Source organism: Gemmatimonadaceae bacterium (assembly GCA_036496605.1).
Lineage (GTDB): Bacteria > Gemmatimonadota > Gemmatimonadetes > Gemmatimonadales > Gemmatimonadaceae > AG2.
Map to the genome: position 1 here is coordinate 39,025 of DASXKV010000048.1, position 21,570 is coordinate 60,594.

The 21,570-nt window shown below is 62.5% G+C and carries 23 protein-coding genes; 8 read left to right on the forward strand and 15 right to left on the reverse strand.

Annotated features, from left to right (window positions below):
* Positions 1–12 precede the first annotated feature (12 nt).
* Positions 13–552, reverse strand: coding sequence for a Uma2 family endonuclease (locus VGH98_18150; protein HEY2377901.1), 540 nt, complete (start codon positions 550–552; stop codon positions 13–15).
* A 221-nt stretch (positions 553–773) separates the two neighbouring features.
* Here VGH98_18150 and VGH98_18155 point away from each other — a divergent pair, with 221 nt between their 5' ends.
* A complete protein-coding gene (locus VGH98_18155) occupies positions 774–1,319 on the forward strand; it encodes a Uma2 family endonuclease (GenBank protein HEY2377902.1) in 546 nt (181 codons plus the stop codon).
* A gap of 7 nt (positions 1,320–1,326) precedes the next feature.
* On the opposite strand, the gene VGH98_18160 is transcribed toward VGH98_18155, so the two are convergent.
* Positions 1,327–2,181 (reverse strand): inositol oxygenase family protein, encoded by an 855-nt coding sequence (locus tag VGH98_18160; protein HEY2377903.1) that lies wholly within the window; start codon positions 2,179–2,181, stop codon positions 1,327–1,329.
* Between the two features lie 77 nt (positions 2,182–2,258).
* On the opposite strand from VGH98_18160, the gene VGH98_18165 reads away from it, so the two are divergent.
* From VGH98_18165 to VGH98_18175, 3 genes are all read left to right on the forward strand, one after another.
* The gene (locus VGH98_18165) at positions 2,259–2,393 is read left to right on the forward strand and encodes a hypothetical protein (protein HEY2377904.1); all 135 of its coding nucleotides are present in this window, start codon (positions 2,259–2,261) and stop codon (positions 2,391–2,393) included.
* Between the two features lie 248 nt (positions 2,394–2,641).
* A complete protein-coding gene (locus tag VGH98_18170; protein HEY2377905.1) occupies positions 2,642–2,998 on the forward strand; it encodes a cupin domain-containing protein in 357 nt (118 codons plus the stop codon).
* Positions 2,999–3,019: 21 nt separating this feature from the next.
* Positions 3,020–4,066, forward strand: a complete 1,047-nt coding sequence (locus VGH98_18175; protein HEY2377906.1) for a PepSY-associated TM helix domain-containing protein — start codon at positions 3,020–3,022, stop codon at positions 4,064–4,066.
* A gap of 47 nt (positions 4,067–4,113) precedes the next feature.
* Here the strand turns inward: VGH98_18175 and VGH98_18180 are convergent, their stop codons facing one another.
* The 3 genes from VGH98_18180 to VGH98_18190 all read right to left on the reverse strand — a co-directional run bounded on the left by VGH98_18180 (position 4,114) and on the right by VGH98_18190 (position 5,547).
* A complete protein-coding gene (locus VGH98_18180; protein HEY2377907.1) occupies positions 4,114–4,239 on the reverse strand; it encodes a hypothetical protein in 126 nt (41 codons plus the stop codon).
* Between the two features lie 28 nt (positions 4,240–4,267).
* The gene (locus VGH98_18185) at positions 4,268–4,507 is read right to left on the reverse strand and encodes a type II toxin-antitoxin system prevent-host-death family antitoxin (GenBank protein ID HEY2377908.1); all 240 of its coding nucleotides are present in this window, start codon (positions 4,505–4,507) and stop codon (positions 4,268–4,270) included.
* Between the two features lie 137 nt (positions 4,508–4,644).
* Positions 4,645–5,547 (reverse strand): alpha/beta hydrolase, encoded by a 903-nt coding sequence (locus tag VGH98_18190; protein ID HEY2377909.1) that lies wholly within the window; start codon positions 5,545–5,547, stop codon positions 4,645–4,647.
* Positions 5,548–5,912: 365 nt separating this feature from the next.
* On the opposite strand from VGH98_18190, the gene VGH98_18195 reads away from it, so the two are divergent.
* Positions 5,913–6,470: a Uma2 family endonuclease gene (locus VGH98_18195; GenBank protein HEY2377910.1), complete on the forward strand. Its 558-nt coding sequence runs from the start codon at positions 5,913–5,915 to the stop codon at positions 6,468–6,470.
* A 39-nt stretch (positions 6,471–6,509) separates the two neighbouring features.
* On the opposite strand, the gene VGH98_18200 is transcribed toward VGH98_18195, so the two are convergent.
* From VGH98_18200 to VGH98_18220, 5 genes are all read right to left on the reverse strand, one after another.
* Positions 6,510–9,176 (reverse strand): ABC transporter permease, encoded by a 2,667-nt coding sequence (locus tag VGH98_18200; protein HEY2377911.1) that lies wholly within the window; start codon positions 9,174–9,176, stop codon positions 6,510–6,512.
* A 10-nt stretch (positions 9,177–9,186) separates the two neighbouring features.
* On the reverse strand, positions 9,187–9,528 hold the full coding sequence (locus tag VGH98_18205; GenBank protein ID HEY2377912.1) for a PadR family transcriptional regulator: 342 nt from the start codon (positions 9,526–9,528) through the stop codon (positions 9,187–9,189).
* Between the two features lie 104 nt (positions 9,529–9,632).
* A complete protein-coding gene (locus VGH98_18210) occupies positions 9,633–10,349 on the reverse strand; it encodes a hypothetical protein (GenBank protein HEY2377913.1) in 717 nt (238 codons plus the stop codon).
* Complete coding sequence (locus tag VGH98_18215) at positions 10,331–11,677, reverse strand: RagB/SusD family nutrient uptake outer membrane protein (GenBank protein ID HEY2377914.1); 1,347 nt, start codon at positions 11,675–11,677, stop codon at positions 10,331–10,333. Before VGH98_18215 ends, VGH98_18210 begins: the two co-directional genes overlap by 19 nt.
* A gap of 38 nt (positions 11,678–11,715) precedes the next feature.
* Positions 11,716–14,661, reverse strand: coding sequence for a TonB-dependent receptor (locus VGH98_18220; GenBank protein HEY2377915.1), 2,946 nt, complete (start codon positions 14,659–14,661; stop codon positions 11,716–11,718).
* Positions 14,662–15,159: 498 nt separating this feature from the next.
* Here VGH98_18220 and VGH98_18225 point away from each other — a divergent pair, with 498 nt between their 5' ends.
* A complete protein-coding gene (locus VGH98_18225; protein ID HEY2377916.1) occupies positions 15,160–15,336 on the forward strand; it encodes a hypothetical protein in 177 nt (58 codons plus the stop codon).
* A gap of 236 nt (positions 15,337–15,572) precedes the next feature.
* Here VGH98_18225 and VGH98_18230 read toward each other — a convergent pair whose 3' ends face one another.
* Positions 15,573–15,932 carry a hypothetical protein gene (locus VGH98_18230; GenBank protein HEY2377917.1) on the reverse strand — a complete coding sequence of 120 codons (360 nt, stop codon included), beginning with the start codon at positions 15,930–15,932 and terminating at the stop codon, positions 15,573–15,575.
* Positions 15,933–16,071: 139 nt separating this feature from the next.
* Between VGH98_18230 and VGH98_18235 the strand changes: the two genes are divergently transcribed.
* Entirely contained in the window at positions 16,072–16,536 is a 465-nt protein-coding gene (locus VGH98_18235) for a hypothetical protein (GenBank protein ID HEY2377918.1), read from the forward strand.
* Between the two features lie 21 nt (positions 16,537–16,557).
* Here the strand turns inward: VGH98_18235 and VGH98_18240 are convergent, their stop codons facing one another.
* Positions 16,558–16,713 carry a hypothetical protein gene (locus tag VGH98_18240; GenBank protein ID HEY2377919.1) on the reverse strand — a complete coding sequence of 52 codons (156 nt, stop codon included), beginning with the start codon at positions 16,711–16,713 and terminating at the stop codon, positions 16,558–16,560.
* 258 nt (positions 16,714–16,971) lie between these two features.
* On the opposite strand from VGH98_18240, the gene VGH98_18245 reads away from it, so the two are divergent.
* Entirely contained in the window at positions 16,972–17,898 is a 927-nt protein-coding gene (locus tag VGH98_18245; GenBank protein HEY2377920.1) for an aminoglycoside phosphotransferase family protein, read from the forward strand.
* Here the strand turns inward: VGH98_18245 and VGH98_18250 are convergent.
* From VGH98_18250 to VGH98_18260, 3 genes are all read right to left on the reverse strand, one after another.
* Complete coding sequence (locus VGH98_18250; protein HEY2377921.1) at positions 17,888–19,129, reverse strand: hypothetical protein; 1,242 nt, start codon at positions 19,127–19,129, stop codon at positions 17,888–17,890. The two genes, VGH98_18245 and VGH98_18250, sit on opposite strands and share 11 nt — an antisense overlap.
* 133 nt (positions 19,130–19,262) lie before the next feature.
* The gene (locus tag VGH98_18255; GenBank protein ID HEY2377922.1) at positions 19,263–20,015 is read right to left on the reverse strand and encodes a hypothetical protein; all 753 of its coding nucleotides are present in this window, start codon (positions 20,013–20,015) and stop codon (positions 19,263–19,265) included.
* Positions 20,016–20,206: 191 nt separating this feature from the next.
* Entirely contained in the window at positions 20,207–21,472 is a 1,266-nt protein-coding gene (locus tag VGH98_18260) for a protein kinase (GenBank protein HEY2377923.1), read from the reverse strand.
* Positions 21,473–21,570 lie beyond the last annotated feature (98 nt).

A 21,570-nucleotide genomic window follows, 5' to 3' on the forward strand; every position in this document is an offset into this window, starting at 1 on the left:
CGAGGTCGATCGTCAGCGACTCGTTAGGCCCGGGCGGGGCCAGAGCAACGACGAGGCGAGCACTTCGGCGTGGCGATCGCCAGGCCGCCATCGCTCGACCAGCCGGCGAGACAGGTCGACGACCCAGTACTCCGGCACGGCGACGCGCTGAAGGAAGCGCCGCTTGATCACTCGGTCTCGCGTCCGGCTGCTGGGCGAGAGAACTTCGATGGCGAGGAGCAACGTTGTGATCTCGACCCAGTCGCGTGCGTGCGAGAGCGCGGCAGGCACGACGAAGAGGTCGGGCTGGATGATCGAGTCTTTCTCGAGCTCGAGATCGGCCGGACTGCCGAGGACGCGGCCGAGTGCGTGGTGCGCGACGTACGGCTTGAGTACATCACGGAGCAGTTCGAGCATTTCCTGGTGAGCGAGCCGCGGTGCCGGCGTCACGATCAACTCGCCGTCGATCGCCTCGTAGCGAGGCCAATGTGTCGGCGACGCTTCCATGAGCGCGCGAACGTCGTACGCGGTCCAGCGCTTCGGATAGGTTCGATGCGTGAGAGGCATTGCCATACAATGCTCGGCACTCCGCGAACGTGGCAAGAGACGGAACGAGTCACGCCGCATATTGCTGAGGTCGCGAAAGTGTGGTGGCATCATTCGGATTCGGCCAAGCGCTGAAACGCATCGTTACTTCGCGCCGTTCCGAACTGATTCGGTGACGGACCGGACTCTGCGCAGTGCCAGTGTCTGCCGATGCCGAGTAGACAGGTGCAGCGCCGAGGAGGTAGTGTATGGCCATGGCGATCAGCGTCCCGCGGTACACCATTGCCGATCTCGAGCGGTTCCCTAACGACGGAAGCCGCTACGAGCTGCTGGACGGAGTTCTGATTGTGACTCCGGCGCCATCGCACGCGCATCAGATCATTGCGAATCGCTTGCATTTTCGCCTTACGCAAGCGCTAATGGTCCCGGGTTTCGCGCAGGTCGTCGGTCCGGGAGCCATAACGGTGCCTCCGAGAACGCAACTGGAGCCGGACATTCTGGTTCACCCGGCGCGCTTCCCAGTCGACTCCAAGTGGGAAGAGATCGACGAGCACTGGCTCGCCGTGGAGGTGTTGAGCCGGTCATCCCGCGTCTATGATCGCGAGATCAAACGCGACGCCTACATCGCGCTCGGTGTGCAAGAAGTTTGGCTCGTCGATCGCTGGAGGAAAGTGGTGGAGGTGTCGCGCGCGAGCGCGCCAGCGAAGATCGTACGCGACGTCCTGCACTGGCATATGCCAACGCTCGAGTTGGACATCGACATTCTGCTCACCGAGACTTTTGCGGGACTCTGATGCCGACTTACCAATCGAGTACTGGCGGGAAGTACTCAGCGATCAGTTCCTCATAGTACGGGCGCAAGCTACGCACGTTGGGCCGTTCGTGACCCTTGGAGTAGAGATCGTAGGAATTGAACGCCCGCACCCATTTTAGCATCTGGCGATCCTGCTCGTTCAGCAGATGGGTGTACCCGCCTTCGCGGTGGATCGCATAGCACGAGTGATAGCGGATCATCGCGAGCGCCTCGGCTGGCAGGTAATCCTTCGCGACGTGATACATGTACTCGTCATGCCCCCAAGAGAGGTGCACGTCGTCGAGGCCGCATCCCTCGGAGTAGATGCCGCAGGCCGTCTGGTACTCGGGCGTCTGTTTGTCCGGGTTCTCGGCGAAGAACTCGGGGAACACCACCTTGTCGCTGAATGCGCAACCCACCGGGAACGTATCGCCGACCACTGCCCACTGGGGTTCGCCGAATAGATACAGAATCTTGCCGAGGTCGTGCACGAGTCCGGTGAGGACGAACCACCGTGGGTGGCCATCCTGGCGGATCGCCTCCGCTGTCTGGAGCAGGTGCTCGATTTGGCTGAAATCCGCGTCCGGATCGCTGTCATCGATCAGCGTATTCAGGAACTCCATACCCTCCCAGACGCCCATGCGCTTGGTGCGCAGAGGCAGGTATTGCCGCTTCTTGGCTTCGACGAAGTCGACTGTCTGATGGCGATGGTTCAATCGATAGAACTCGCGAATCCCCGGACGGACGTTCTGCGAGTAGTCGCGGAACGCGGCGCCTGCACTGCTGCTATCATGCGCCGGGAGCGAGTCAGCAGCCGGGTAGCGAGCAGCCAGCGACTCTTCCCAATCGTCGACGTGATGCATGGGCCCATCGTTCTTCATGGCGCGACCAAACTGAGCAAGCGCCAGACCACGTCGCACGGTGAACCGAGTTTGGTCGAGTGAACATCTCGATCCCGGCACTGCTGTTCACGATGTCGACGCAGCCATGGAAGAAGGATTCGACCAAAGTCGTGAGTGCGAAGATCAATTTCGTCCGCGTGCACGACCGTATGCAGTTAGGCAGCAACGGATGACGACTAGAAGATTGCCAACGTTGAGGGGGACATCCGAGGTGAAAATGCGAAGAGTCCATCTGCCGGGCCCTATTCTCGCGTTCGTTTTGGGCTGTCATCCTGGCGGCGCCCTTTCCGGCTCCCAGACGAATCCTATGCCGCCGCAACCGACCGTGATTCCAGCCGGCGGAGGTGAAAGACGTTTTCTGCGCGGTGGTACGGCGCCACTGCTCATAAAAGTGGATCCAGTAAATACGGGCTCTCAGCGCATGGTACTCGGATTCTCCGAGCTGCCGCCCGGCGATGCCATCGGCATTCATCGACATCTCCAAGAGGATGAGATTATTGTCATCACTCGTGGAACCGCACGAGTGCAGCTAGGGAACAAGTTCATGACGGCGTCAGCGGGAGCAACGGTCTACATACCACAGGGGACGTGCATCGGCGTAACCAATGCCGGCCCCGACACGTTATCCAACTTCTTCGTGTTTTCGTCGCCGGGGTTCGAGCGCGCGCTCCGCGCGGTTTCTTCTGCGCCTGGCGAGCCGCCGAAAGCATTGACGCCGCAGCTTCGACACACAGCATTCGAAGACGCTCATGCCGTCGCAGATCCATTGGATTGCTGATCGGCCGGTCCGGAGACGAGCATGCATCGCGCCTTCTTGATCGCTCATCGCTGCCTCGGACTCGTCGTCGCGGTCTTTCTCGTGGTCGTCGCGGTAAGCGGCGGCCTGCTCGTGCTCGAAGGACCCGTCAGCCGCGCGCGACAGCCGCACGTGGTGCCGGCCGGTTCTCCCTTGCCGCTCGACACACTGGTTATGCGTGCGCGCGCGACAGCGGGCGGCGGCGATGTGGTGATGATGAGCTTGGGCGACTCGCCCGACGTCGCTTGGGGCGTCGTCCTCTCGACGTCTAACATCTTGGTTAACCCATACACCGGCGCGATCCTAACGAGCCCGCCGGGCCCCGATCCGCTGGTGGCGTTCATGCGGAAGGTGCACCTCCTCCACACGCAACTCCTCGGCGGCCGAGTTGGCAATGCGATTGTCGTTGGCGTGACCTTCGTCGCCCTCTTCCTCGTCCTCAGCGGCGTCGTCGTCTGGTGGCGGGACAAGCTCTGGCGCGTGAACACGAGCGGGTCGTGGAAACGGATCAACTTCGATCTCCACCACTCGCTCGGAATCTGGGCGGCGGTGGTCCTGCTCATCATCACGTCCACCGGCATCTGGGTTCGTTATGCGACCGTCGATGAGTGGATGCGAAAGTTGACCAGTTCGCCGACGCCTCGCATTCCTTCTCAGCCGGCAGCCGATCCGGGGATGCCACTGCTGTCTCTGGATTCCATCGCGGCGGCGGCGCGAGCATCTGTCCCCGGTGCCGCGATTATGAACATTCAGCTGCCGCCCGGGCCGAAGCTTCCGGCGATGGTGCAGCTCAAGTATCCAGAGGACCACACGCCCGCGGGACGCAGCCGAGTGTTCGTCGACAAGTACCGGGGGACGGTGCTGCTGGCGATGAGTACGCGAACGGCGGAAGCTGGACAGCACATGATCGACATCAAACGATCGTTGCACACAGGCGATATCTACGGCATGCCGACGCAGATTCTCTGGATGCTGGGCGCGTTCCTTCTCGCCACGCAGGCTGTCACGGGCGTGTTGATGTGGTGGAACGCGAAGCGCAGACTGGTTTAGCCATCGCTGGCTGACGTCGCCGGAGTCGTGAAAGGATGGGCAAGACCTCACGCTTCGATGACATCGACGCCGTACTGAGCAAAGGCCGGATCGTGCGTGGCGATGGTGTAGCCTTCGTCGAGCGCGTGCGCGATGAGCAGGCGATCGAATGGATCACGGCAGTGATGGCCCACAGGAGAACATGCGTGTCGACGAATACCTTCACGACGGCTCGTCACCGAAGGCGCTGGTGATGTCGGGGGGAAGCTGGTCGAAGTCAGCATGAATGACGATTCGTCCGCGAGCCAGCCCGAGGCGGCGGCGGCGAATGGCAGTCCGGAACGGCACGAGGACGGCTACGGGCGTGCCAGCGCGTGCGATCACGACGCGCTCGCCAGCCTGAACCTCTTCGAGCAGCTTGGACAGGTTCGTCCTGGCCTCGTGCACACTCACTTTGCGCATGGACTAAGGTCAGCTAATCTCGATCGATAGCGCAAGCCGTTCGGTCATGGGCGGCGAGGGCAGTTTAGCCGGGCCGACGGGACTGCTCGCGATCAGCGTGAATGGGCGCACGTTGCAGGAAGCAGTCGCCGCTCCGTTCATAGGCGATTGCGCTGTAACCACGACACGATCGCACTGGCGGTGCCCTCAGGGTTGGAAATCTGAAGCCAGTGATTACCGGTGAGCGTCACGAATTCAGCACGCGGAAACAGCGCTCGGTGAGCAGTTTCAAAAACACTACTCGGCGCGCTCAGTACGAGGACCGGTGCCGGTATGCTCGACACATCCCGTGTCAGATCGGTTGCCAACGTTTGGATGATGGCTGCTCCCTTCTGGCGCGTCAGCAGCGGAACGACCCGTCCATTAGGTTGAACGACAACCGCTCGACGGAACGCTATCTCCACATCGGGCGTCCAAGGAGAGAACTGCGGAAGGTTGCGGACTGCGGCGAGCGCTGAATCGAGATTCGGCCACGGGTCGAGCTCACCGACGAATCGTTGATTCACTGCTGCGACGGGATCCGCGATTGAGAGTGGCGATGCTTGCACTGCATCGACGAGAACGACGCCGCGTGTGTGTGCGCTGTCGGCTGCTGCGGCGGCGACGGCGAGCTTCCCGCCCCACGAGTGCCCAATCCAGATGTGCTCACCCGGCCATTCCCTATCAACCGCCGTTACGATGTCACGCGCAAGCAGATGAAAATCCCAGCTCGCTGGAGTTGGACTCGCGCCGTGACCCGGAAGGTCCAAGGCGATCACGTGTCGTCCTGAAAGTCGAGAGATGATCGGGCCCCAGGACGCGGCGTTGCCGCCCAACCCATGAAGCATTATGAGCGGCGTCCCGTCACCAGGCCACTCGAATGCGTCGAGCTCGAGCGATCCGCCGCCAATGACGCGCTCTCGTGCGCCGATCGGGATGACGACTGTTTCTGGCTTATGCGAACGGCATGATGCAGCGAGTGCGAGTGTTGTCAGCAGGCCGACACCTCGCCAAGTGCGCATCGTGACTCCCGAATGCAATCTGCCGTCCAGCATGATTTGCTCCTCCGCCTTGGTTGACGTGCTCTCAAGAGACCTGGTGTGACAGCACTGTCAAAATCACTCCATTAACACGCCTAACGTGATGTTTACTGACTCGTTTTGACAGAACTGTCACACTGCGCCAGACGGAGAAAGGCGGACTGCCGGTCGCCTTTGACGCGCAGCCACGTGAGCAAGTCGATGTCCGAGGACGAGAAGGCAACCGGGCGGCAGACGCTTGCCGCCAATTGGTGCGGATCGCAGTGATTCGGTGCCGGGCCCGGCCGAGCAGCGCGTGACTCTTCCGCGATGCCGAGTGGACAGGATCATTGCCGAGGAGGTAGTGTATGGCCATGGCCGTCAGCGTCCCCCGATACACCATCGCCGACCTCGAGCGACTCCCTAACGACGGGAATCGCTATGAGCTGCTGGACGGCGTACTGCTGGTGACGCCTGCTCCATCGTATGCGCATCAGATCATCGTGAGTCGCCTGCAATTTCGGCTGATGAAGGCAGTTATGGTCTCGGGTGACGCACACGTTGTGGGTCCGGGTGCCATCACGGTGCCACCGAAAACGCAACTCGAGCCGGACATTCTAGTTTTCCCAGCGCGCTACCCCATCGATGCGAAGTGGGAAGCGATCGACGAGCATTGGCTCGCGGTCGAGGTGCTGAGCCGGTCGTCTCGGGTTTACGATCGTGAAATCAAGCGCGACGCCTACATTGCGCTCGGTGTGCAGGAAGTGTGGTTGGTCGATCGCTGGAACAAGTCGGTGGAGGTCTCGCGCGCTGGTGGACGGGGGGACAGGGAGGGGGACATCGCTCTGGATGTGCTGCGCTGGCGCGTGCCGACGCTTTCGTTGGAAGTTGAGATTTCACTCACGGAAGTTTTTGCGGGCCTTTGAGTGCGATGCGGTCGGCTGCCGGCACCGTCGACACGCGCGTCAGCCATCGCGCAGTGCGACGCTCGGATCGACTCGGGACGCACGCATCGCCGGAACGTAGCCCGCCACGAGAGCAACGCCGACGAGGATCACCAGCGCGCTGCTGTAGCTCGTCAGATCGAACGTACCGATCCCGAACAACAAGCCGCGCAGCAACCGGCCGAAGGCGACCGCCATGAGAACGCCAAGCGCCAATCCAGTCGCAGCGAGCGTGAGCGTTTGCGATAGGATGCTGGTGCGGACTCGGCGCGCCGAGGCGCCAAGAGCGATGCGGATGCCGATCTCTCGAGTGCGCTGCGTGACGCCATAGGACACGAGCGCATAAACGCCGAGCGCGGCAAGCAACAGTGCGAAAATCGCGAAACCGCTGACGAGCAATACGACAAACCGGCGTGGCGACGCGACGCTATCGACGAGATCCTGCAGCGATCGCCATTCGCTCTTGGGCAGGTTTGGCGCAACGGGGAGGAGCGTCGATCGAACGGCCGTGGCGAGCTCGCCGACAGGGAGCACGCCACGCACAATCAGATTAGCGCTCCCATAATCCGGCATCTGCCGCATTGGGAAGTACACTTCGTTCGTAAAGGCGTGCTCCAATGCCTGATGCCGAACGTCGCCCACGACGGCGATTACCCGCGCTCCACCCGGGAGCGCGTCGGTCATCTGGCCGATCGGATCGAGATGAGGCCACAACGTGCGCGCGAGCGTCTCGTTAACGGCCACCACATGCCCGCTTTCAGGTGTGTCGCCGACACTGAAGTCGCGTCCTGCGCGGATGGGAATACCCATCGTTTTGAAATAGTCGTCGCTGACGACGCGAACGAATGTTTCGGGTTCCTGCCCGCGTTCGTAGACGTGGCCGGCGGCGCCGACGCTCCAGCTGCGGTCGCCCGAAAACGGAAGCACATCGGCCAGCGCGGCATTGGTCACACCCGGCAGCACGCGCACGCGACGCAACACTTCGTCGTAGTACAGAGTGGCGCGCGCAAGATCGGGAAACCCGGACGCCGGATCGACGCGAACCGTCGCGAGATGTTCTGGGCGATAGCCCAGCTGCTGGTTGATGACGTTTTCGAAACTTCTGACGAGGAGTCCAGCGCCGACGAGCAGTACGCATGCGGCGGCAATTTCCGCCATCACGAGCGCGCTCCGCGCGCGCGTGTGGCTTCGATCCCCCGCCGCGCCGCGCTGCCCGTGCTTGAGCGTATCGCTGACATCGTTCGGTGCTCGCAGCGCGGGCAACAGCCCAATCGCCAACCCAACACTGACTGATAGGCCGATTGTCATCGCCAGGGTCGAGCCGTCAACCTGAACGCGACTCAGCAGCGGGAGACTGAACGCGCTGAGGTACGAGACGAAGCGCGTTGCGAACACGCTCATCGCGAAGCCTAACAGTGCTCCTCCGCCCGACACGAGCAGACTCTCGGTGAACGCCTGGCGAGCGAGGCGGCTGCGCGCCGCACCGAGTGCGAGCCGCACGGCAAACTCACGCTGCCGGCCGACGCTGCGCGCGTACTGCAGGCTCGAAAGATTCGCACAGACGATGAGCATCACTACCGCGACTGCACCAGCCAGTGTCCACAGCGCCGGCCGGAACGCGCCTTTGATTCGCGCATCGAGCGCAACGACTTTCGGCCGAAGTGTATTGCGACGTGGGTTGTTTGCGGTGAGCTCCTTTCCGAGCGACGTGAGCTCCCCGCGCGCCTGATCGATGGACACGCCCGGTTTCAGTCGACCGACCAGAGCGAGCGTATTGCCCTGGCGGCTCGTCTCGTCGCTGAGCGGAAATGCGCTGAAGAGGTCAGCCGGGGTGCCCGGGCTGAACACGGAAGCGAAGTCGAACGAGCCGGGCAGCACACCGATGACTGTCGCCGGAGCGTTGTCCAGGGTGATGCGTTGCCCAACGATGTCGCGATCGGCTCCGAACCGGCGACGCCAGAGATCCTCTGTCAACAGGATCGCAGCGCCGGCTCCGTAGCGGCATTCGTCCGTGGTGAACGACCGGCCGAGGATGGGAGTGACTCCAAGAAATGGAAAGAAGTTGCAGGTTACGGAGACGTTCGTGAAACGCTGAACGTCGCTTCCGCTTGTGAGTGCCGAATTGCCGATGCTGTAGAACGCGTAATAGCCGGCGAGGTCCGAGAGCGACCGACTTCGCGCGCGCATGTCGAGAGCGTGTGCGACCTGTGTGCGCCACTCGGACACGCCATCGTCCGCGACGTTCGAGATCCAGACGAGGTGCCTGGCATCGCGAAAGGGCAGAGGGCGCAACAGTAATCCATTCACGAGGCTGAAGACCGTGACGCTCGCCCCGATGCCAAACGCAATGGTTGCGATGGCGAACGTCGTAAAGCTCACGTCTCGTCGCAGCGTGCGAATCGCATACCGAAGGTCCTGCCTAACGTCTTCGAGCCAGTCACGCAGTCGCGCGCTGAGGTCGCGCCGCTCGTTCGACTGACGAAACAGGATGCGTGCGTCGTGGACGACGCCGAATCGCCGTTCGGCTTCGGCGCGTGCATCCTGTGGCGCCATGCCGTCGGCTATCAGCTGCTGTGTGCGGAGCTCGAGATGAAGGCGGATCTCGTCGTCGGCCTCGCGCTGCGCGTCGCGCCGGCCTGGCAATCGAAAGAGACGACGAATACCTGGGCGAATTTCGGGAGTGCGCATGATGATCCTCTCAACCTCCGCGCGGAGAGGAGGTGAGAATAGCAGTCACCGCGCCGGCATAGCGCACCCACTGCGCGGTTTCGTCCGCGAGCCACTTGCGGCCGGCTCTCGTGGTCTTGTAATAGCGGGCGCGTTGATTGTTGGCGGTGACGCCCCAATCGCTGGCGACGAGGCCGCGCTCTTCCATGCGATGGAGGGCCTGATACAGCGCGCTGTCCCGGACGCCGACGGCGCCGGCCGATCGCGCCTCGAGCCACTGCGTGATCTCGAATCCGTGCATTGGCGTCCAGGTGAGCGCCTTGAGCAGCAGCACGTCGAGAGTGCCTTTGACGATCGCGGAGGCCTCGGCCATTTGTCCTCAGAGTAAGAGCACAGACTCTGAGGACAATATATGAGATCCGGCGCGGGCTGCGTCAAGCGCGCAGCCGGAACTAAGTCGAAACAAACCGCTGCCAGTTACGGAATGATCTGTAGCGCTGCGATCATCTGAGTTCCGTGATAACGGCAGCGGTACGGAAATGTCCCGACCTGATCCGACGTCCACATGAAGTTGCCGTCCAGCGCGATCGGTCCGGAGTCACCCCACGGCCCGCCGGTGACGCTGTGCACCATTTGACCGACGTTGTACCAGCAAATGGTCGTACCGAGCTTTGCCACGACGGTGCCGTTCGCTTCACCGACCGGCTGGCTCTGAAAAAAATAGTCGCCGGCGTAGATGTCGACGTCCGTATCGTCGCTCGATCCGACCTGGATCTGAAACGGCACCACCGTTGGCTCGTTAGGCTTCACCGTGACGCGCACCGGGTTGGGGAGTGGTTCTGGCACGCTGGCCAGGTTGGCGCCCCAGAACCGCACCTGATACTCGCCCACCGCAACCGAACCAAAGTCGTAGTCTCCAGAGGCGTCGACGTCGGCGTAGACGCCGGAGTTGAAGCCGCTCTTTGCCAATAGATAAATGCGCCCGATCCCCTGCGCTCGACCGCTCAGGTCCACGACGGTGCCGCGCACCGTTCCGGCGGGACCCGGCGCCGTTAGGCGGTTGGACTCACCGCCGCCGCACGCGTCGGCGAATGCAAGCATCGCGCTCCCGCCGGCGGCCGCGCCGAGCCGCGCGATGAACCGTCGCCGGTTCATCGCGTGACTCGTCAGGCAGCTCAGCTCACCGCCGGACATGTCTCCTTTCCTTGGCCGATGTGCGGATTGGTCAGTTGCTCGGTGCGCGAAAGGGGAAGCTTGGTCGCGCGGCCGGGACCGAGGCGCGCGTTCACGAGACCGAAGCGATAGAGATCTTGCATGCGTGACCCCTCGGCGAACATCACTGCGAAGCGCTCCTGCAGAATCATGTCGCGGACCTGCGTCGGGACATCGCCACTCGTAGGAACCGTGAGGTCAGGAAGGGAAACGTTCGGGAGCTCGCGATTGATGTTCATCGCCGCCACCGCGCCCGCGTTGTCCTGGTTGCGCCACTTCACCTCGGCGATGATCAGATTCATCTCCTCGGACTTGGTGAGCGCGATCGGCGAAGCGAGGCTTGGATACTTCCCGATGCTGTAGAACACCGTCACCCCGTCCGAGCCGCGCGCGTAGCCGAGCACGTTGTTGTTGTCGTGTCCGAGCTGCACACGCTGGTCCGGTTTGCCGCTGTACGGGTCGAGCATGGCGAAGTTCACCGTATCGATCAGGCTCCCCCACACGCTGGCACGGATCGAAAAGGAGCGGTTGTAGTTCGCGTTCCCCTGGTTGGCCATCTGGTTGTTCTGAAAATCGCTGTTGTTCGAGTACACGGCGTCGTACCGGAAACCGGCGGGCACCAGCTGTGCGCTGGCCATCGCGGCGGCGTAGTTGCCGAGCATCAACTCTGCGCGAGCGAGTCCGGCGCGCGCCTGGTTGAGCCGGGCCAGCCGTGCGAGCGAGTCCGTCCCGAAGTGCGCGGCTTGAATGAGCGGAATCAGCATCGTGAACGTATCCGCCGCCTGCTTGAAGATGACGCTGTCGGACACGGGCGCCGCACCAGCCGTCGACGGCATCTGGCAGATAGCCATCGCCAGCTCGAGATCGGCCCAGGCGCGAGCCATCTCCGAGGTGATGAAGAGCGGGCTGACGTGCGCCGTATCTTTGAGCACGTTCTCAAATCGCCGCGATGCGGATTCCGCCGCGCCGCGAGCCTGGAGCATCTGGTTCTCCGGCCGGCTGAATGCACCATCGAAGGGCCAGTTCTTTCTGATCAAGCCCTTCGAGACATCGAGCCAGTCGCTCCACGTCCCGGTATGCCAGAGCTCATCGGACAACATTCCCGTCATCGTTGCCAACTCGCCGACGGACACTTGCATGTCGCCCTCCGCTCCCGCAGCAACCGCCGGGAGGAGCGTCGCGCTGTTTGCCGCGTCGTTGGTGAATGCCTGTGGATTCTGTACGGTGAGGAGGTCGTGGCAGCCGATCGCGGCGAGGAGCATCGCTCCGGCCCACGCACAACGGACTGCCTGGTTCTTTATCTGTCGCATGTGAGATATCTCGTTGAGAAAGAAGTCGTGGCAGTCGATCAAAAGCGCGACCGGACGGTCATCCGGAACAGACGCGGCGACGGATCGGTGAGGAATGCGCCGTTGTTGCCAAACGAGTCTGCACCGGCCCAATTGGAATTCGGATCGTTGCAGTGGCAGTGATCCCACCACATGACGTTCTCGGCCGACAGCATCATCGACGTGCGGCCCAAGCGAACGTATTGCGCGTACCGATCTGGAACGTCGAACGCGAGCGAGATCGTGCGCAGACGAACGTTGTCGCGTTTGTCGAACGCGTCGAAGGTGTGCCAGTAGTTCACGGCCGAATCGGACGCGAACGTGTCGGCGCCATTCGGGCCGAGCAGCCTGAGGAAATCGTCGCCGGTGTGCTGGCGGAAGCGATACGGATAGTCGCCGTTATTGAACCACGCCCCGCGCTCCATCGTGATCAGCGAATAGAGCGAGAACCGGCGCCATTTGATCGTCGGTCCGTACGAGAGGTTGAACGTGGGCAGCGGTGGTCCGAAGTAGACGGCGGTATCCGTGCCCGTCCATGTGCCGTACGGAGCGCTCGCGGTGGGCGGCGCGTACGACACCGGTTTGATGCCGAACACCGCACCCACCGGATAGCCGACTCTGATCGGATTACCAAAGGCGTCGACAACACCACTGTTCCCGCCAAGGCTCGTCACCTTGTTCTTCAGCCCGTCCATTCGGAGCTCGTTGCGCCAGCTGAAGCTCCCGCGCTCGAACGTGAGCAGGCTGACGCTGGCCTCCCACCCCTTGTTCGTGATGCCGCCGATGTTCTGCGACTGGGTGGTGGTGAAGCCCTGCGATGGCGGCAACGCCACGGGTACGATCGCGTTGTTCACCTTCGTATTGAACACCGACGCCTCGATGCCAAGCCGGTCGGCGAAGAAACCAGCGTCGAAGCCAAAGTCCGTCTCCGTCGATTTTTCCGGACCGAGCTTGACGTTGCCCGGGCCCTGTGGAATGAGTGCCGGCGAGTTCTGATATACGGCGACCGGTTGGTACGTCTGAAACGAATCGAATGGGCCGGGCGCCTTGCCAGCGGTGCCGAGCGCCCCGCGCAATTTGAGACTGCTAATCGTCTTGGGCAGCCAGCTGTAGTTGTCGAGGTTGTAGGCGGCGTCGATCTTGGGATAGGTCTGGTATCCAAAGCTTTTACCGAACGCACTGTTTCCGTCCACGCGCACGCCCACCGTCACGAACAGTCGGTCGCCGAACGCAAAGCGGTTCTGCGCCAGCCCACCAATCTGCACGGAGTGGTTGTACTGCTCGGCGCCGAAGGTCTGGGAAGCCGCGCTCACCGTCGAGATGCCGGGACCGGCGAACTGCTTCCCGATCGCCGCGGTGAGCACTTCTGTCTGGTAGAAGCCCTGGCCGCCGAAGGAGAACGTGGAGCCGATCCCCATCGGCAGGTGGAGGTTCACCGTGCCGAGATAGTCCACTGTGTAGACCGAGTAGTTGCGCGACGCGTTCGTCTTTTCGCCGTTCGAGACGTACGCCGAGCCATAGTTTCCGTCCTGTGGAAAGAACCGCTCTTTCTGCTCGTCAACGACATCGGCGCCCACCGTGAGGTGGTTGGAGAAGGCGGACGACACCGCGTAGTTCGCGGTGGTGCTGCCCGTCCATCGGTTCGCGTCACTCGTCGTCTTGATCCGCTCGATGTCCGCGACGGAGATCCAGGCTTCGCCATAGGGGCGGAGCGCCGACGCCTGCCGCGGATCACCGTTCTCGGCGTTGCCGGTGAGCGTCGCCCAGTTGTTGCCCGACTGCAGCGCGTCGATGAAGTCGCGACTGAACGCCGAGTGCACGTCGAAGCTCAGCTTGTTCGACGCGTTCCAGTTCACGTTCGCGCGAAGATTGCCCTTCGATTGATCGTTAGGCTGGATGCTGCCGACTTCCTTGGAGTAGCCGCCCGACACGAAATAGGTCGCTTGGGTCGCGCCGCCTTGCACTTCGGCGTTGTACGATTGGAACGGTCCACTCTTTATCAGCGTCTTGTTCATATCCAGGGCACGCGTCCCATCCGGCCCGACGAAAAGCGGATAGAGTTTCGTCTGATAATTCGGGCGCTGACGATCGAAGCCCGTGCCCAGATTGAACGACCACTGCGGAGCGCTCTCGGTTTTGCCGCGTTTCGTGAAGATCTGAATGACGCCGTTCGAGGCTTCGGAGCCGTAGAGCGTTGCCGCGGCCGCGCCTTTCAGGACTTCGACGCGGTCGATGTCATCGGGATTCAGGTCGGAGAGGCGGTCTTCACCCGTGCCGCCATTGAAGTTGCAGCACGCCTGGTTGCCGAGGTTGGCCGTCCAGTCGGTGGCGCGCGTGTCGAGGCGAACACCGTCGACGTACACCACGGGACGCTGATCGAGCGTGAAGCTCGCCGTGCCGCGGATGCGGAGGTCCTTGGCACCACCAACGCCGCCGCCGACGCTCGTGGACCGCACGCCGGCGACCTGGCTTTCGAGAATGGAGCCGACGTCCGAGGACGGCTTCACGTCCTCGATCTTGGCGGCATCGACGACGCCGATTGGAGCGCCGAGCTCGCGCTTGGAGACCGCGCCGCCAGTGCCGGTGGTGACGACTGTGCTCAGCGTGACAGCGCTCTGCAGCAGCGCAAAGTTCACGTTCACCGAGTCGCCCGCGTTCACGGCGATCGGTTTCGCCTCGGGGCGATAGCCGAGGCGTTGCGCGCGTACGGTCGCCGGCCCGCTCTGGACGCCGCGAATGATGAAGCGCCCACGTCCATCCGTCTGCGCCCCGAGCAGCGACCCGGCGATTGAGATCGCGACGCTACTCAGCGGCTGGCCGGTGGCCCCGTCGGTGACGACACCGACGACAATACCAGTTTGTTGTGCGTGGAGGAGGACGGGTGAGGCGGCGAGGGCGAGTACGATCGCCCACCGCACGCGACCCAAAGAACGGGGAGGCGTTCGCTGCGCGGCATCGGTTTTCATGGGGCCCTTGAGGAACGAGAATCCAGTGGCTTCGATCGGGAGCGCGCTACGCGTTGCGCGCTCCTCGATCGCCACGGGTGAGAGACGTGGAGTCAGGGCACTCGTCGCCCGGCGTTAGAAACTTGCTTATAAGTGTGTTGCGTCACCAGATGCGGGGGATTTCGCCACTGCGCATCGCGCAACGAGGAGGCCGCGCACGGGACGACCGAGTGAATCGTCGGACGGACGTGCTGAGGCGCGGTGTCAGCGGGCCTGCGCCGGTGACCGACGGCTGGGTCGGAGTCATTACGGTGAGGCATGCCCATCGACAAGCCGGGGAACGGGCAGCTTTATCCGTATCAGTCGAACAGGCTCACATATGCCCCATACTAAAGCGCGCAGCCACGGACAAGATGACGTCGGATATGGCCGTCGAGCTAAAAGCGCACGGTTGCAGCGATTGCTCTCTATCCGGGCCTCGTTAGGACGGAAAAGGGCATGGAGGCGCCGTTCCTGGACATGAGCAACTCTGAATCACCTGAGTTCATCGGAGGAGCCGTGATTGCGGTCGCGAACGATCCCGGTGTGATGCGACATACGGGAAAAGTGCTCGTCGCGGTGGCGCTCGCCGCTGACTATGGCTTTACGGATGTCGATGGCAACGTGCCGTGTCCGCTGACAATCGCCGACGTTTGAACAGCACCCGGATTCATTTGTCGGAGCCGCAGAGTGTGATTTGCTGCTTCGCCTGAGTGGATGTGCTCTCGATAGGTGCGGTGTGACAGTACGGTCACAATCACCCCATTAAGGCGCGTCAACGAGCGGTTTACCAACTCGTTGTGACAGCTGTGTCACACACGTCGATTCTTGAACGAACCTCGAGGCAGGTCGCGTCGCGGGTCACCGATGACCTAACGACCCTCGCCCCGCTGTCAGTGCGTCGTCGACGCGTGGCAGCGACGAATGCGCATGAGGTCGCCGTGGTCAGAGCGAACCATCTCGATCGACTCGATGGTCGCCGGGTCGATTCCACGCAAGACATTCGCTGCCGCGTGTGGATCGGCATTATGGACGAGAGCGACGATGTGGTCGTCCAACACGACCGTGTAGGGTCCTCGCACGAGCGGCGACGGGTGGCTGTCGAGGCTAACGTGTCCGACGAGCCGGGCGTCCAGGGTATCCGGTGCAGGTGCCGGCGGACACTTCACCGGCGATGGACCACTGGCGCGGTGTGGTATGCAGCCAGCGAAGAGGAGGGCGAGCATGGGGGCAAGCGCAAGGCAACGTCTCATGCCTCTGTAACACACGTTGGCGCGCCGACGGTCACAGGTCGGCGCATAACGAGCCCTCCGCGTCCGGCTCAGCACGCTGCGGGTGACTTCTCGTCACCCTGCGCGGGTTTGGCTAACTCACGCCTCTCCGGGACCATTCATGCAACCGAGCTCGCGACGCAGTGGCGCACTCGCACTCACAGTTGCCCTTCTCTCAGCCGGCTGTCGGGACGCCGCGTCGCCACTCCAGCGGCTTTCGGGGCTCTACGTCCTCGAGAGCATCAACGGCGCTCCGCTTCCCGCCATCGCAGCGGAAGGTGGCGGACAGCGGTACACAGTGCTCGCCGATTCGATGACCTTCGATCTGAGCGGCAGCGTGAGACGGAGCTTCACGGTTCGATGGATCAGCAGCGCGCCACCTGTTACGGACACGACATTCAGCGAAACGGGGACGTTTTCATATTCGATCGAGCGAAACCGCTTGACCATTGGAGCACGCGTGTCGTGTCCTGCGAACGCGAACTGCGTTGGGGGTTGGGAGGAAGGTACGATCGACGCCAAAACAGCACGCGTCATTGAGAAGATCTTCTGGCCAGGACCAGAGTTCGTGTTCGCTCGCCGTTAGTGGAAGGCGGATGTGGCGGGCCTAACGGCGCGAGCGCCGCGAGCGGTCCTTGCCCTTCAGCTCAGTATCGGCGACGTAGAGTGACATCTTGAGCGACATCGCGATCATCGGCATTTTGTACTTGTGCACCTCCCGAGTCAGTTCGTCTGCGACACCACGACCTGATGTCGATCCCATCCACGGATTCGGGACGAGGCCCGATCATCGGTCGCGGACGTCTCCAGTACTCGGTCGACACGGGGGAAGTTCGCGTCACCTCTGTGGATTCGCTAAAGACCGTTCACGTCGACGTAACACAAAAATGGCCGAGTCATCGCGAGCGGCGACGGCGCAGCGCCGCGATGTTCGAGTTGCAGTCTCGTTAGGTCAATGAAGCAATAGTATCTTTGTGGCTCGCGACAATGAATGAGTCGAGGGTCCGTGCCGGACGCGTCGATGAATGAGTCAAACGTCGCAGCCTTTGCGGAGAGGCAGGAAGACGATCCCGAGCTGCCGCTCGACATTGTCCGCGACACGGTTCGCGAAGGATTCCCGGAATTTGCGGCTCGCTCGGTCGAACATCTCGGATCTGGATGGTCGTTCGATGCCTACCTTGTCGACGACGCGATGCTCTTCAAGTTCCCGCGCCATGCTGCAGCAGCGGGCGACCTGGATCGCATAGATCGGATTCAGACGGTCGTCGCTTCAGCAGTCGGCACGGAAGTCGGCATCCCGAAAATCACGTTGTGGGGAACGCCGAGCGCTCGCTTTCCGCACCGATTCGTTGGACACCTGCCGATTCGTGGCGTCGGGGCGTGGGGCGCTTCCGAGAAAACGCTGGAGCTCGCCGACGACATCGGTCACGCGCTGGCGCTGATCCATGCGATTCCCGCGTTGGCCATGCGCGAGCTCGATCTCCGGCCCGACGAGGAGGATTGCCAGGCGGCGCTCGACCAGGCGCGGCGCAAGGTACAAGCCGCGCCGGAGGTCGAGCGTGTTGCGCCAACGGAGTGCGAATGGCTAAGTCGACTCACGACGCTGCCTAACGATTATGCCGGAGTGCCGCGTGTGGTCCACGGAGACCTGGTGCCGCGCCACCTCATCGTGAGCGAGACCACCGGCCGGCTGTCAGGCATCATCGACTGGACACCGATGTTGGGCGACCCGGCACAGGACTTCAGCTGGCTGTTTTTCTGCCGTAATCTCTCCTTCGTGCGGCGAGCGCTGGATACGTACCGGCTGGACGTCGACGCGGCGTTTCTCGAGCGCACGATATTCTTTGCTCGATGTCGCGCCCTGGACTGGGTGGCGGGTGCCATGAGGACTCCCTGGGGCCCGGACCTGTATCTACCGATACTTCGCCGCGCCTTTGCTACGGATTAGGTCCGGTCATCGCTGCCTTACTGGGCGTCACCGATTGCCACGCGTTGTGAATTGCGGTGTAGGTCGATTCTTCGTGCACGGCGTGCGCGATGCGAGAGCCCGTGTCGAGGACGGCGGCCGCGGACGCGCTCTGTCCTTGCGATCGCAATACTGCCGCCAGCTCCTCGGCGGCGAAGATGTACGTCAAAGGGATGCCGACAGAGGGCCGATCGACCCAATCGCCTTTCTTCTCGATCGCACTCGGCCCTTGAAACACGTCAATGAACAGCGCCTTGGAGCGCGGCAGATCGAACCATCCCGCGCCGCGAAGGTGAACGGTATCGCGCGAGGCGGTGGCGGGTGGCAGAAAGAGCTTGCCCGCCAGCCCCTGTGACAGGAGGAAGCGATCGAGGCCTAACGACTGTGCATAGTTGCCGGTGGTGCGGCTGAAATAGATCGGCCGTTGCGGCCAGCTGTCGGCGACCATGCGCAGCACGGCGATGTCTTTGCGCTCGAGAATTCCCGAGCCGTCTCCTGTCTGTGGGAGATTCTGCGGGGTCACCATCGCGGTGATCCCCGCCTTGCGCAGCAACATTGGCTGTCGCAGCAGCACGTAATCCGGAATCGAGTCTGCTTGGGCGACAGTCATGTGGATTGGCGATCCAATTGGCTTGGGCCACGACCTGCCGCGATAAATCGACGGCCCCTTGGGGACGTCGTAGCTATAGATCGGCCGACGAATGATGCCGCGCACGTACCAATCGGTGTTGAGCAGCGACAGCACCGCTACCGTCACATCCTTCCGAACGCCCTCGACCTCCTGCGCGTACCAGAGCGGAAACGTATCGTTGTCGCCATAGGTCACGAGCACGCTATACGGCTCGACGGAGTCGAGGAGATCGTGCGCGAACGCGATCGTCGTGTAGTCGCCGCGACGCTCGGCCGGGTGCCAGTTCGCGACGAGCGGCACGAAGGCGACGAGCAGCACGGGCGAGGCGAGCAACAGCCCGCGCTGATTGCTCGTTAGGCGGCGGTCCGCCGCACGGGGTTGACGTTTGACCCGGGGCGAGGGAGCATCCTGTCGACCTCCGAACCGCAATGAAAGCGGAACGAGTACGAGATACCCAACGACGAGCAGGATCGGCGCGAGCGTCACACCGCCTCGTACCAGGTCGGCGAAGCCGAGCAGCAGCACCACCGCTCCCGCGACCGGCAACAGTGTATTTCTGGTGAGGAGCGACCGAGGCGTCATCGGCGCAATGTGTAAATGCTAACGACAGGAATGAGATGTATCTTATGTCCGTCGAGCGCTCAACAAGTCAGAGAGTTGTCAGGAACCACATACATGGGAGTCACCCGTTGCGCGAAGGCGTAGGAAGCTGTTCCTATCGTCGCTCAGCCTGCTGTGAGAGCAAGGCCGGCCAATCCATGACGACGCCGACGTGCATGCCCACCAGATTTGTCTGAATCATGAGCAGCTCCTTTCCGCTCGGAAACACGTCGTAATCGGTCATTTCCTGCTGGTCGTACCTGTCCTCGAAGAGGACGTCGCGACGCCTAACGCTCATGGGCGCGCCACGCGCGACGTTCGCCCGCATCATTTGCAATGGACCACGATAGTAGACGTCGCGATCGTCCGTGCTCCAAACCGGCTGTGTGCCGCCGCCCTCCGATATTCGAAGCGGCGGAGCGGAGTCGGTGAGCGATCGCACGTACACCTCGTTCCGGCCGCTCTCGTTGCTTGTGTACGCGAGAAGCTGCCCGTCGTGCGACATACGGGGCTCGACCGCGTAGGCCCTTGTCGCAATGAACGGTCGGGCCGCACTCGGCGTGTCGAGTGGGACAAGCCATATATCGCCTCGCTGCGCATTTGCCCGGACGTCGTACACACTGAATGCTGCATAGCCGTGCGGTGGCCCCATCGTGAACGTCAGCGCGGGTAAATGAAGTCGTATCAACTCGCGGGGCGGCGCCGTGCCGTCCCACGGCTGTGTGACGACGCGGAACGTCGAGCTCGACGTCGCACTATCCGGCGCGAGAAACACGACTCCGCGCGAATCCGGCGTCCATCCGACTGGCCGTAACCCAGAGATGTGATTCGTTAACCTCGTTAGGCGATGGGCCGCGAGATCGTACACCCAGATATCCCAGGCTAACAGTTGCCGGTCTCTGAGCTCGAGTGCTACCCGCTTCCCGTCCGGTGACACGCGAGGCCACGCGTAGAACACAGAGTCGAGACGAGTCCCACTTCTTCCGACCGACGATAGCGAGTCGTAAATGGTCGCTGACAGAGGTCGCGCGCGCCCGCCGTGCGTCACGCCGACCATGCTCAGAAAGCCAACACCTCGGCCGCCGTCGTCCATATACGCCATCCGGCCGTTTGCAGACGTCGCAAACGGCGAGTTCGAGGGAACCAGTTGTGCCTCGGGTCCTGTAACACGCAGCTCGTGTACAGCAGGTATCCATCGGCGTAGCGAGGGGTGACGCCGTTCCTTCGCAGCCGGGTGACTTTGCCATCTGTCAGCGACAGAACTCCGAGCTCCCAGTTGGTAGGCAGGCTGGTTGCAACGAAAAAGACCAACACTGCCTTTCCCCCGGGCAGAGCCTGCGAGAGCTGCAACTGGTAGATGTCGTTGAGGGTGTCGATTCGAGCGACGAGTGATTGCGGTCCGCCGTCAGAGGACACGGTGAAGAAACTCGCCCTGCGCCCGAAGAGAATCCGTCTCTCTCCTATCCAGAGTGCGCACTGATTGACCGTCGAATCGACGACGGCTGTCGGCGTCCCGCCGCTGACCGCCACTTTGACCAACTGGTAATTCGTGGTGAAGACGATCGACTGACCGTCGGGCGAAAACGATGGACAGCGCGCGTTGTCACTGTATTCGATCTTCCGTGGGCCTCGTCGATCGCCGAGTGATCGGACGAAGAGAGAGTTCCGCGGCCCGCCGACATAAGCGATCTGTGAGCCGTCCGGTGAGAGGTTGATCGGAGCCCACCCCCAGGAGCGCGCGGAGGCACTGTCAGGCGCGTCGAGATCGAGCCAGGTCGGCGCGATGGCCGGTTTGTCGCGCCGCAGCTCGAAGGCGGCGAGAGCAATTATCAGTACGCTCAACAAGAGAGCCGCGATTGTTGCAGAGACGCGGAGGCCCGGCAAGCGCCACGTCGTGTTCGACACGGATGCAGTCTCGAGCAACCGCAGCACCTCTTGCGCGTCGCGCGGCCTGTCTGCCGGGCGCTTCTCGAGACACTGCATAACGAGCGTAGCCAGCCACGCCGGTGTGCTCGAGCGGAGCTCGCCAACAGGGCGTGGCTGCTGGGCGGCATGGGCCGCCATAATCTGTTGCGCGGAACGCCCCTCGAAGGGCGGTCGGCCGGCAAGCATCTCGTAGGCGACCACACCGAGCGAATAGAGGTCGGCGCGGTCATCCGTCTTCGCCTCGCCCGCTGCCTGCTCCGGCGCCATGTAGAGCGGTGTTCCGAGCACCAGCCCGCGCTCGGTCAGTGTCGACGTCGGCGCATCACCCGATGGAAGTGACGCTTTCAATGCCTTCGCGATGCCGAAGTCGGTGACGACGGCGCCTCCATCGCAGAGCAATACATTCTATAGCTCGTGCATTCGTAAGTGAGCTGGACTTGCGGTCCAGTCCCTATTCCGGTTTTGACAATTTCTCATCATATACTCGCCTTGCGATG